At 64.6% G+C, this 10,969-nt stretch carries 11 protein-coding genes; all 11 read right to left on the minus strand.

Annotated elements, in window-relative coordinates; translation table 11 throughout:
- Nucleotides 1-194 precede the first annotated feature (194 nt).
- The gene (locus AC1DIO_RS19825; protein WP_441506939.1) at nt 195-1,166 is read right to left on the minus strand and encodes a hypothetical protein; all 972 of its coding nucleotides are present in this window, start codon (nt 1,164-1,166) and stop codon (nt 195-197) included.
- Between the two features lie 405 nt (nt 1,167-1,571).
- Complete coding sequence (locus tag AC1DIO_RS19830) at nt 1,572-2,891, minus strand: BatD family protein (protein WP_476832069.1); 1,320 nt, start codon at nt 2,889-2,891, stop codon at nt 1,572-1,574.
- The gene (locus tag AC1DIO_RS19835; protein WP_441488127.1) at nt 2,888-3,532 is read right to left on the minus strand and encodes a tetratricopeptide repeat protein; all 645 of its coding nucleotides are present in this window, start codon (nt 3,530-3,532) and stop codon (nt 2,888-2,890) included. The genes AC1DIO_RS19830 and AC1DIO_RS19835 overlap by 4 nt, the downstream gene beginning before the upstream one ends.
- Nucleotides 3,529-4,449: a VWA domain-containing protein gene (locus AC1DIO_RS19840; protein WP_441506941.1), complete on the minus strand. Its 921-nt coding sequence runs from the start codon at nt 4,447-4,449 to the stop codon at nt 3,529-3,531. The genes AC1DIO_RS19835 and AC1DIO_RS19840 overlap by 4 nt, the downstream gene beginning before the upstream one ends.
- Nucleotides 4,446-5,468: a VWA domain-containing protein gene (locus tag AC1DIO_RS19845; RefSeq protein WP_441506942.1), complete on the minus strand. Its 1,023-nt coding sequence runs from the start codon at nt 5,466-5,468 to the stop codon at nt 4,446-4,448. The genes AC1DIO_RS19840 and AC1DIO_RS19845 overlap by 4 nt, the downstream gene beginning before the upstream one ends.
- Nucleotides 5,469-5,470: 2 nt before the next feature.
- Nucleotides 5,471-5,968 (minus strand): DUF4381 domain-containing protein, encoded by a 498-nt coding sequence (locus AC1DIO_RS19850; RefSeq protein ID WP_476776110.1) that lies wholly within the window; start codon nt 5,966-5,968, stop codon nt 5,471-5,473.
- Nucleotides 5,965-6,966: a DUF58 domain-containing protein gene (locus AC1DIO_RS19855; protein WP_476853974.1), complete on the minus strand. Its 1,002-nt coding sequence runs from the start codon at nt 6,964-6,966 to the stop codon at nt 5,965-5,967. Before AC1DIO_RS19855 ends, AC1DIO_RS19850 begins: the two co-directional genes overlap by 4 nt.
- Nucleotides 6,967-6,979: 13 nt before the next feature.
- Nucleotides 6,980-7,966 carry an AAA family ATPase gene (locus AC1DIO_RS19860; protein ID WP_441506945.1) on the minus strand — a complete coding sequence of 329 codons (987 nt, stop codon included), beginning with the start codon at nt 7,964-7,966 and terminating at the stop codon, nt 6,980-6,982.
- Between the two features lie 92 nt (nt 7,967-8,058).
- On the minus strand, nt 8,059-9,033 hold the full coding sequence (locus tag AC1DIO_RS19865; protein WP_476853975.1) for a formylglycine-generating enzyme family protein: 975 nt from the start codon (nt 9,031-9,033) through the stop codon (nt 8,059-8,061).
- A 23-nt stretch (nt 9,034-9,056) separates the two neighbouring features.
- Complete coding sequence (locus AC1DIO_RS19870) at nt 9,057-9,962, minus strand: polyphosphate kinase 2 family protein (RefSeq protein ID WP_441488134.1); 906 nt, start codon at nt 9,960-9,962, stop codon at nt 9,057-9,059.
- 2 nt (nt 9,963-9,964) lie between these two features.
- Nucleotides 9,965-10,963 (minus strand): HAD family hydrolase, encoded by a 999-nt coding sequence (locus AC1DIO_RS19875; RefSeq protein WP_441507036.1) that lies wholly within the window; start codon nt 10,961-10,963, stop codon nt 9,965-9,967.
- Between the last annotated feature and the right edge of the window lie 6 nt (nt 10,964-10,969).

The raw sequence follows: 10,969 nt of genomic DNA on the forward strand, positions 1-10,969 counted from the left end.
GGACTGTCGCCGACCTCGGTCGAGCGCGCCTATGAGATAGGCASATCGGACGCCGTATTGGACCAGCATCATGTTGGCAGCCGTCGCGCTGACCACGGACCGAAGCATGAACCCGGGGAGATCTCAGGGCGAGGCCGCGTAGCCAGCCARGCTGGACGGTGTCGGYCAATGTGGATCGCCACGCGACCGCGCGATCAGAGCGGCCGAACGATGATCTGCGCCAAAATCCAGTTGACTGAGACGGCCCCGTTACCGAAGTCCTGGGCCTGGACCGTGCCGCTCACCGAGGCCAGCACGGCGCCCTTCGGGTGGCTGTCGTGGATCTTGACGAAATCCGCTGGCAGCTTGTCGCCCGCAACGAAGCTCCAAGGGCCGTTGGAAAGCGATTTGGAGCTGAACCAGCGCCCGGAGATCAGGACATAGTTCTCCTGGCTGGCGACGTCGATGACGACATGGCTGCTGGTGTTCTTGATATAGAGCAGCTGCGTATCCGGAATCGGCAGATATTCCGGATGACCCGCCGTCTGGATCAGCTCCGCCGGTCCGAGGCTGACATGCAGGGTCGGGATCGCCCGGCCTGCAACTGCTGCCTCGATGTCCACTGGCGGCGTGTCCATCAGATTGACCTGGGTCCCGGCTGCCTTCAACGCGCCGGCCAGACTGGCCGGAGGCTGTGGCGCCACGGCCCAGGGACCTTCAGGCGCCTTGCCATTCCACCACGTCTTCAGCGCGCGCAGGTAGTAGACGCCGGCAGCCTCGTCGAACAGGATCAGGGCGGGTGTGTTGATCACGCGCAGCAGCTTGCTGCCGGCAACCTGGCGTAGCTGGGGCTTGCCGTCGATCAGGACGAGCAGGGCCGGTGTTTCGCTGTAGACGATTTTGGGGGGCTCGTTGCGCACAGCCTGCGTCTGGTCGGTCTCGGCCTCGGAGACGGCAAGACTGGCCTGCAGGCGAGATAGCGAGATCGTGCGCAGGCCACCGGGGACATGCTCGCGCAACGTCGTCAGATAGGCGTTGGAATTGGCGGTGTCCGAGGGAAAATTCGCCCTGGTGAGCTCGATGCCATCCAGCGAGACGAGATCGCTTTCCTTGTCGACCGAGGTTCTCGCCTTCATCCAGATCACGCCCAGCGTCGGCGCCTGGCTGCCGGGACGCTGGATCGACACGGCCGAGCGGGCTTCGAGGATATCTCCCCGCCAGCTCTCGATCTGCGGTTGATAGATGGTGATGTCCTCCGCGGCATCCGCGACGGTGCGCGGCCAGGACTGGGTCGGGCTTGCCTGCGGCGCGGTTGTCGAGGCGGCTGCCGTTCGCGGGTTTGGGCCAGGGCGATGGTGGGCGGCGGGAGAAGGAGGGTCACCGTCGCAATGAGGGCGACCGTGTGCTGGAACCGGGCCTTGAGGGGATGCTGCATGTCAGTCTTCGCTTTGAAATCGCATGGAAATTTCACATGGGAGCGATGGCTCCGAACCGTCGGGGCGAATTGTCGTGCGGTTGCGTGGAGCCCAGCCGCCGCGAGATATTTCCGATGAGACGCTGGGCGCTGGCATGATCGGCACTACATTGCGCAGTCATGCACTCTCCTGAGACGCAGGGCGCCGCGACGGAGGGGGCGGATTGAGCGGAGGGAGGGGTGGCGAGACGTGGACGAGGCCGCCCTTCTTGAGCGTAGGGAAGTGTGCGACCAGTTCTGCCAACTCCGCTCCGTTCTGTTTTGACCAACTGCCGCCCGTTCCGAACAGGGCGTGCTCGAGCTGCGTGATCAACGATTGCAAGCGGCTGTCCCGTCGCGCGGCGTCCTTGCCGTCTGGGGGCAATCGCTCCAGCCATGTCGCGAGCGCACGATAGCTCGCCGGAGCATCCCCGGTGCTGGCAATCCGGCGCAGAGTTTTTCGGGCAAAGGTCTCCGAGGCGAGATGTCTCTGCTCGCGCCTGCGCCATCGGGAGCTCAGCCAGGGCCAGAGCATGGCGCATGCGAGCAGGACTAGCGCGGCGCCGAGCACCGGAATGACGAATTTGCGCCAGTTCGCAATGGCGTTGCGCCAGGGCGGCTGCTGTGCCGGGGCGGCCGCCGTCGCGGCGACTTTCAACGTGACCCCGGCCACCGTCTCCGTCCGGGCTTGCCTGCCGTCGGTATCCCACCAGGGCTGCGAGAGACCCGGCAGAACATAGCTGCCAGGCTTCTCGAAGACATAGGTGGCCTTGTCGGTTCGAGAGCCCTCGACGGAGCCGCGATCGACCTTGTCGTCGACGACCGGCGGATCGACATAGACACGCACGCCCTCGGGCGCGGTAAAGCGAAAATCGACCATGCCGAGCGCCGGCACGCCCGTGGCCTTGCGCTGGATTGCGCGAGTGATCGCACTCCCGGCCCTGAAGGAAGACGACACCGGATCGGGAGACCAGGTCTCGCTGACGCGGACGTCGGATGCGGCAAGAACCGGACCGGAAGGGTCGATACCCGGTGGAACGGTGACCGAGAAATGTATCTGTTGTCCCTTGGCCGATCCGACGGGATCGCCGGCTCGGTCGAGAAGGGTGACATCGGCTGCCGGCACCTGGATATCGCCGCCGCGCCTTGGGAAAATCACGAACTCGAATCTCTGACCGACATAATCCTGATCGCCGATGCGATCCCGAATCGTGATCGCCTGAGTTTCGAAACGCAGGGTCTGGGCTCCTGGAGCCTCCGCGAGTTTGACCAGCGGCGGCCGTGGCATCTCGCTGGGAAACAGCACCTCGACATGCAGCTGCACCGGCTGGCCGATCACGATACCTTCCGAGGGTGCGATCGTCGTCCGAACCAGCGGCGTCGCAGCGGGGGCTTGCGCCAGTGCCGGGGCCATAGCCATCGCGAGCGCAACGACGACAGCCGCCACATGGCGCATCATGGCTGCGTCCCTGAGGCGGGCGATTGAAGCTGGTAGGAGAACTTCACGCGCAGGAAATCCGCGGGCCGGGTCTGAACCCTTTTGAGCCAGAGCGAGCGCACGGCCTCATCGGACATCGCCTGGGCGGGGTCCTCGATTGTCGTGTCCTCGCCGCCCTTCTTCGTCTTGTCGAAGACGATTTCATCGGGCTTGGACTCGGTGTTGTCATTGACCCCGCCTTCCGCCTTCTTGCGCTCGCCGCGGATGCGGGCGATCTCGCGGTTGGTAACGGCCTCCGGCCAGCCGGGCCGAAAGGTCAGCGCCCGGTCGTAGCGCTGCATGGCGTCATCGTACTGGCCGAGCATGATGAGGGCATTGCCCTGGTCATAGGCGCTCTCGGCGCTGTCGACCGCGGCAAAGGCCTGCGCTGCACTCTTGAAATCTCCCGCGCGGAAGAGGGCAACGCCCCGCCAGATCGGATTGCGAAAGGCATTGGCTGCGTCGGCAGGTCGGCCATTATCGAGCAGGATGCGGCCGCGCTGGTCCGGAGTCAGGAACAGGTTGGGCCAGCCGATGCGTTGGGCGAGGAGCGCTAGCAGGAGGACGGCGACGGCCGCGATGAGCGCATAGGGGGCACACATTTTGACGATCGGCCGGGTCATGTCAGCACCCATCCACGGCGGAACCAGAGCAGCGCGAGCAGGGCAAAGAGGGGCGTCAGCCAGTATCCTGCCTCCTGCCAATGCTGTCCTTCGCCAGCGACGTCGGCGGTGCGCCCGACGCGATCGAGCCTGCGCTCAATCGCGGTGATGTCCACCTGATCCGGCGTGGTCGCGACGACGGTCGCGCGAAGCGCGCGGGCTGCCTCTCCGGTGCTGGCTGCATCCAGATTGGCCGGTAGTAGAGACAGGATGGTGGTCGCGGCTACTGCGGCGGTCTCGCCCAGTCGGGCAAGCTGATCACTCGCGACCGTGTCGGCCATCACCAGGATCGAGCCGCCATGCCCGTTGCCGGCCAGTACCCGCTGCGCCAAGGCGAGTGCATTGGCAAGGTCGTCGCCCTCCTTGGGCATGATCGCGGGCGACAGGGCCTTGGCGAGATCCAGCACCACCGTGCTGTCCTGGGTTGGTGGCAGGACAAGATGGCTCGAGCCGGAATAGGCGATGAGACCGGTTGCTGCCCCCTCGCGGAGGCTCAGCAGGTCGGAGAGCTTTTGGCGAGCCCGGTCCAGCCTGGTCGGGGCGAGATCTTCCGTCATCATCGACGGAGTGACCTTGAGGACAATGATGACCGGCGGCTTCGCATCGGCGAAGGGCGAGGGTTCGCGCTGCCAGGCCGGACCGGCGACGGCGATGGTTGCGAGCGTCCAGGCCGCCAAGAGCACGGCATTGGGGGTGATGCGTGACACGGGGCCATTGTCGACCAGAAGATATTTCAGCAACTCGGGATCGATGATGCGGCGCCACCGGCCGGCTGTATCAGCGGCCCGGTATTCAAGCAGCACCAGGACAAGCGCCGGAAGGAAGGCGAACAGCCAAAGTGGGCGCTGGAAGTGGAATGCGGAAAGGGTTTCGATCATGGCGCCCCCTTCGAGATCGCGAGATCGTTGATCCGAAGCGCAGCACGCAGGTATCGGCGCCGCAGCATTCGCAGCGCCTGCAGCAGCAGCGACAGGCTCAGGCCCGCGGCCAAGGGCATCCAATAAATATCGCGCTTCGGGCGAAAACTCACCGTATCGATCTTGCGGGTCTCGATCTCGTCGAGCCGCTGGTAGATCTCGGCGAGTTGGGATCGGTCGAGCGCGCGGAAGAAGCCTCCCTTCGTCGTACTGGCGACCTCCTTGAGAGCGCCCTCGTCAAGCTTGTCTTCACCGGCCGCCGTGGGATCGCCGACGGCGACTGTATGGATGACGATGCCCCGGTCCCTCGCGACACCTGCGGCCTCTACGGGGGGGACCTTGCTGGCGGTGTCGTTGCCGTCGGTCAGCGCAATGATCGTCTTCGCCTTGACGGTACTGCGGTCGAAGAGCCCGATGCCGAGGCCGATCGCGTCACCGAAGGCCGTGCGCGGACCGGCCATTCCGACGACGGTGTCGCGCAGCAACGCGCGGCTCAGTTCGAGATCGGTCGTAAACGGCACGAGGACGAATGGCGCATCGCCAAAGACGACGACGCCGACCCGGTCGCCTTTGCGTCGCGACAGGAATTCGTCGAGCACCTGCTTGACCGCCGTCAGTCGGTCGACGGTCTTGCCCGATGCGTCGACGAAGTCCTTCGTGTCCATCGACCCGGACAGGTCGACCAGAAGCAGCAGGTCCCTGGTAGGACGGTCCTGATGCAACGGAGGTTCGATCCATTGCGGGCGCGCGAGCGCCGCCACAGCCAGCAGCCAGCAGAGAATCAGGACGAACAAGGGAAGAGTGCGACGTGGCGCAATCACTCCTCCGAGATGCGGGGTTTGACCGCTGAGCGCCGCAAGACGACCGAAGAACGGAACGCGCAAGCCTGTCCGATTGCTCGCATGGGCGGGCAGAAGCAGCCAGACCGCTATCGGCAGGGGGGTGATCAGGGCCAGCCAGGGATAGGCGAAGGTCAGCATGGTCAGGCCTCCGCGACGGTAGGCGTGCGGTGGGCGCGGACCCATAGCTCGGCATGCCCGATGAGAAGCCGTAGTTCAGACGGATCCGGCTTGGTCCTTCCATCGAAGGCCTCGGTGAGCAGCCGATGTATCGTGGCCGGATCGAAGCCCGTGCCTGCCTCGTGTGCAACGAAATCGGCCCAAGCGGGGCCGCTGAGCGAGGCAATTTTGTCGCGGCCGTATTCGACCATGGCGACGCGCTTCATCACCGCGGAGATGCGGGCGACGGCGTCGGGATCGTTCTGCTCTATCCCAGCCGATATGGTCTCCAGTTCGGCGATCGCCGCGCGACGATAGGCGGCGGCGCGGTAGCGTTGGACCGCGCGCCAGGCCGGAACCGCGAGCATCGCGAGGCACGTTGCCGCGACGATCCAGAGACCCGGCGCGGGCGGCCAGAACGGAATGTCCGGAGGCAGCACCAGGTCGCGAAGATTGGCCAGGCTCCCGGGATCGTCGCTCATCGCAGCGGCCGCCCTTGCGCTGCCGCGGCCCGGCGTTCGCTGCGTCTGCCAATGAGTTCGCGGAACTGTGCCGCAACATCGAGGCTTGTCGAGATCGGAAGAATCGGGATCGCCCGATGGCGGGAGAGATCCGCCAGTCGTGCGCGCCAGTCTGCATGCTCGCGCGCGAACCGGCTACGCAGATCCTGAGAGGAAGAATCGATTTCGATCTGGCCAAGACTGGAGCTGAAAACGGCGGGGCCGACATCCGGCAGGTCACGCTCGAGCGGATCGTGAACGTAGACGGCCAGAACATCGTTGTGAGCACAAAGGCGGGTGATCAGCTGCGCCGTTTCCTCATCCTCGCCGGCCGCATCGGAGATCAGGCAGACCAGCCAGTCATGCGTCGCCATGCGGACCGCATGGCGAAGGGCTTCATTGAGCTGGGCCGCCGCCGACGTCGGTTCTGGCTGGCCCAGGGCGTGATTTTGCTTCACCACTTCCGAAAGCACGCGGATCACGCCGATATCACGCCCCTGCGGCTTGATGTCGACGATCTGCCGATCGCCAAAGACGACCGCGCCGATGCGATCGCCGAGGGAGGTGACGCGCCAGGCACTGAGTGCCGCGGCTTCGGCGGCTGCGACTGACTTCATCKCCCGCTGGCTGCCGAAGAACATCGTGCTGCGCTGGTCGATGATCAAAAGGACCGGCCGATCGCGCTCTTCCGAATAGACGCGGACATGAGGAGAGCCGAGACGAGCCGTCGCCAGCCAGTCGATCGAACGGGTATCGTCCCCCTCGAAATAGTGGCGCAACTCCTCAAAGTTCAGGCCGCGTMCCCGCAGGCGTGAGGCATGCCGGCCGGCAAGCAGGCTGTGAACCGGCTGGCGAGGCAGAAAGCTGAAACCCTTTGCACGGTGCTTCAGCCGCAGCAGGTCATCGAGCGAGACAAAGACGCGCGCGCCAGTTTCCGGAACGGCGCTGCCTGCTCCCTGTCTTTCCCGCATCAACGCCATGAGCCGCTCCGCCCTAGGCCGCGACCGCAACCAGTTTCATGATCTCGTCCAGCACACCGTCCGCATTCACGCCGTCGGCGCCGGCCTCGTAGCTGAGCGACAGGCGATGGCGCAGGCAGTCATGGACAATCGCCTGGACATCTTCGGGCGTGACATAATCGCGTCCGTTGAGCCAGGCATAGACGCGCGAGCAGCGATCGAGTGCGAGCGAGCCGCGCGGGCTTGCCCCGACTGCGATCCAGTTCTTCAGCTTGTCGCCGAATTCGGCGGGCCTGCGCGTCGCGGCGACAAGGGCGACCATATAGGTCTCGACGACCGCTTTCGTCGTCACCCGGTCGATCTCGGAGCGCGCCTCGAAGATCAGCTTCTGCGGGATCTTCGGCGGAGGCTGCGCGGCAGCACCCGTCGGCTCAGCAGCTTCCCCGCGAACGAGCCGCATCACCTTCACCTCATCGGCATCGGTGGGGTAGTCGATCCGGATATGCATGAGGAAGCGGTCCATCTGCGCTTCCGGGAGAGGATAGGTTCCCTCCTGCTCGATCGGGTTCTGGGTCGCGAGTACCATGAAGAGGTCGGGCAGGTCGTAGCGCTTGCCGGCGACCGTCACATGCCGTTCCTCCATCGCTTCGAGGAGCGCCGACTGGACCTTGGGCGGGGCGCGATTGATCTCGTCAGCCAGGACAAGATTGCCGAAGATCGGGCCCTTGCGGAACTCGAACTGACCGTCGCCGCGCAGGATCTCGCCGCCGGTGACGTCCGAGGGGAGAAGGTCCGGCGTGAACTGAATGCGGCTGAAGTCGGATTCGAGATTATTCGAAAGGCTCTTGATGGCGCGGGTCTTGGCGAGGCCCGGCAGGCCCTCGAGCAGGACATTGCCATTGGCAAGCAGTGCGACGACGAGCCGTTCGACGACGCGTTCCTGGCCGATGATGTCCTGGTTGATCCGCTTCTGCAGATCGACGACCGCATCCCGAGCCGCCGATCCCCTGCCGTCGCTCATCAGCCTGTTCCCTCCGGAATGCGAATGGGGCTTTCGCCGGAATTCTGAACGAAGCGGCGCTCTAGTCAGCAACGTAACCGTTACAGCTGCATTCAGGTCGGGGGGATGGGCTCGGTCCGGACCACGCAACGGAAGCCGACATGGCTCGTCGAGGTATCCACCGGTTCGGCATGGCGGGCGGCCGGGCGATAGCGCCGGCAATAGCTTGGTGCGCAGAGATGCGAGCCGCCCTTCAGGACCCTGCGCGGAATGCGGATCGCAGGCTGACGCGGATCATAACTGTTGGCCTCGGGGCCGCCGCGGGGATTTTGCGGCACGCAGCAGGCCTTGGGTGCATCGCCTTGATGGCGTGTCGACCAGAAATCCGTTGTCCACTCCCAGACATTGCCGATCATGTCGTGGACGCCATAGCCGTTGGCGGGAAAGGCGCTGACAGGAGAGGTGCGCGCAAACCCGTCTTCCCGCGTATTCTCGTGGGGGAAATTGCCCTGCCAGGTGTTGGCCATATGACGTCCGCCAGGCGTCAACTCGTCGCCCCAGGCGAACTCGACATCCTCAAGCCCGCCACGTGCGGCGAATTCCCATTCGGCCTCGGTCGGCACGGCCTTTCCGGCCCAGGCTGCATAGGCTTCGGCATCGCGATAGGCGACATGCACGACCGGGTGGTCGTCGAGCCMCTTGATCGACGACCCCGACCCATAGGGTTTGCGCCAGGTCGCGCCGAACTGGAATTTCCACCATTGCGACCAGTCGCGCAGGTCGACCGCATGGGTCGGCGGGTTGAACATCAGCGAGCCTGCTCGCAGCATATGGGGCAGGGCGCCGGGATAGTCCTTTGGGTCCGGCGGGATCTCGGCGAAGGTGACGTAGCCGGTTGCTTCGACGAAGGCGCGAAACTGCGCATTGGTGACCGGAGTCGCGTCGATCCAGAAACCATCGACCGTGACGCGATGGCTCGGCGCCTCCTCCGGATAGTGCTTGTCCGAGCCCATGCGGAAGGTTCCGCCGGGAATGCGGATCATGCCGCTCAACGTGTCGATCCTGTCCAGTACCGCGCCATCCGTCATGGTCGTCGGGCCTCCGCTGCTGTTCAATCCGCCTTGGCGCGCTCGGACCGCTCCTCGCTCGCCAATACCTTGCGCGCCTGTGCCATGGCCTTGCGCATGTCGTCGTCGACCGTCGGAAACTGTGGGTCGAGCTGTTCGAGCTTTTCGCCAATGGCTGCCGCCACGGCGAGCCGCGTGAACCATTTGTGATCTGCGGGAATGACGTACCAGGGCGCGCTCTTCGTCGCGGTGCCCCGGATCGCATCCTCATAGGCACCCATATACTCGTCCCAATGACCGCGCTCGGCCAGATCCCTTGAGTCGAATTTCCAGTTCTTGTCCGGTTCGTCGATCCGGGCGAGGAGACGGCGCCGCTGTTCGTCCTTCGAGACATGGAGGAAGAATTTCAGGATCGCGACGCCGTTGCGCGAAAGGTGCTGCTCGAAATCGCGCATGCTCTCGAAACGCTCGCGCCAGATATCGTCTGTGATCAGCTTGGGCGGGAGGTTCTGCGCTTCGAGGACCGAGCGATGGACCCGCGCGACCAGGACCTCTTCATAATAGGAACGGTTGAAGATCCCGATATGACCGCGTTCCGGCAGTGCGCAGGTGGTGCGCCACAGGAAATCGTGCCGCAGCTCAATGGTGCTTGGAGCCTTGAAGGACGTCACCTCGCAGCCTTGCGGGTTGATGCCCGACATGACGTGCTCGATCGTGCCGTCCTTGCCGGCCGCATCCATCGCCTGGAAGATGACGAGGAGCGACCAGCGCCCTTCGGCGTAGAGCCGCTCCTGCAGCGCGTGCAGACGCTTGACCCCGGCTGCCAGCAACTCCTTGGCGTCGTCCTTCTCACTGTCGAAACCGCAAACATCGGCGGGGTCGACGTCGGAAAGCCGAAACTTGTCGCCGTCCGTGATCCTGAAGCGCTTGACCACGTCTTCCTTGTTCATCGCTACGGCTCCGGCGGAAAGACAGCCTTCCAGTCCGACTTCATGTCGACAATGGTCCAGCCGTTGGCTTGGCCCTCATCGAGAGCCTTGTCGAGCTTACCGATAGGCGACTTGCGGTCATAGGCCCATTCGCGCTCGGCATCGGTGTGATGGATGATGAGGGCCAGGCGTGGCCCATCGCCGGCCGTCGTATATTGCAGCATCTGCAGGTCGCCGTCGGAATTGCCGAAGGCCAGGATCGGTCGCCGGCCGATGAAGCGGTTGATCCCGACAGGCTTTCCGGGACCGTCATCGATGAACTCGACCTTGGCGTCCTTGAACAGTTCGGGCTTGCCGCTCGGGCTCAGCCTGAATGTCACTGCACCGGCGGAGCCGACCACCTGTTCGGGCGGGATGCCATAAACCTTGTCGGCGAAGACGCGCATGAATTCGACGCCACCGCCCGAGACGATGAAGGTCTTGAAGCCGTTGGCGCGCAGATAGGTCAGCAGCTCCAGCTGCGGCTGGTAGACCATCTCGGTATAGGGGCGCTTCTTCGTCGGGTGCCGCGCGGTGTTGAGCCAGCTGACGACCAATCGCTCGAATTCCCGTGTCGTTATCCCGGAATGGGCAGCCGCCATGATCTGCAGGAGGCCCTTTTCTCCGGAGGCCGCCAGCCCCTTCATGTCGCCGGCCAGGACCGACCTGTAGGGTTCCTTGCTCTTCCACTCCGGATACAGGGGAGCGAGCCGCTTCACCTCGTCGAAGGCGAACTGAAGCTGGAAATAGACCGGCTGCTCGGCCCAGAGCGTGCCGTCATTGTCGAAGGTGGCGATGCGCTCCGCCGGCTTGACGTAATTGGGGCCGCCCTCCTGCGTTACCCTTCTGACGAATTCGACGATGGCGGTCTTTGCCTTGCCGTCGTTCCAGGATGGCAGAGGGTCGGATTGGGCGAGGACGGCGCCATTCCACGCCCAGGATGAGACCAGGAACAACGCGGCCAGGGCAGCTCGAACGTTCAGCACCGG

It is taken from the genome of Allobosea sp. 05T439 (assembly GCF_056396005.1).